This window comes from Cupriavidus sp. FW305-27 (assembly GCF_058787995.1).
This window is the reverse complement of the sequence record NZ_JBYTAG010000144.1, coordinates 1-523: the sequence shown is the minus strand read 5'-3', so window position 1 is coordinate 523 and position 523 is coordinate 1. Positions and strand designations below refer to the sequence as shown.

1 protein-coding gene is annotated in these 523 nt (G+C 57.6%); it reads right to left on the bottom strand.

What is annotated here, in order from left to right; genetic code table 11:
* A partial coding sequence (locus AC3WRI_RS32925; protein WP_492295026.1) for a tyrosine-type recombinase/integrase occupies positions 1 to 523 on the bottom strand: 523 nt, incomplete at both ends.

Here is a 523-nt window from a genome sequence, read left to right as displayed (position 1 = left end):
GAACCGTGCTCTCCAGCTTCGTGTGGCCCAGCAGCAATTGCACTGCGCGAAGGTTCTTGGTTCTACGGTAGATGAGCGACGCCTTGGTCCGCCCCATGGTGTGGGTGCCGTACGCCGTGTCATCTAAGCCGATGGACTCGATCCAGCGATGTACGAGCCTGGCGTACTGACGTGTGGACAGGTGGGCCGAGGCGTGAATCCGACTCGGAAACAGAGCATCCGACGAGCGCAATCCGCGATGGGCGATCCATGCCTCAAGACTTGAGCGGGTCTGCTCCGTAATCTCGAACTGAACCGGTCTATGCGTCTTTTGCTGGATCACCATCGCGCGGATACTAACGCGGGTGCCCTGACAAACGTCTCGTACGCATAGCCTTGTGAGATCACACGCTCGAAGCTTGCTATCGATCGCAAGATTGAACAGTGCGAGCTCACGAAGATTCGACGACATCTGTAGCCTTGTACGAATCGCCCAGATCTCGCAGAGCTTCAGCGGCGGCTTTTGTCCGGTGACCTTACCCTT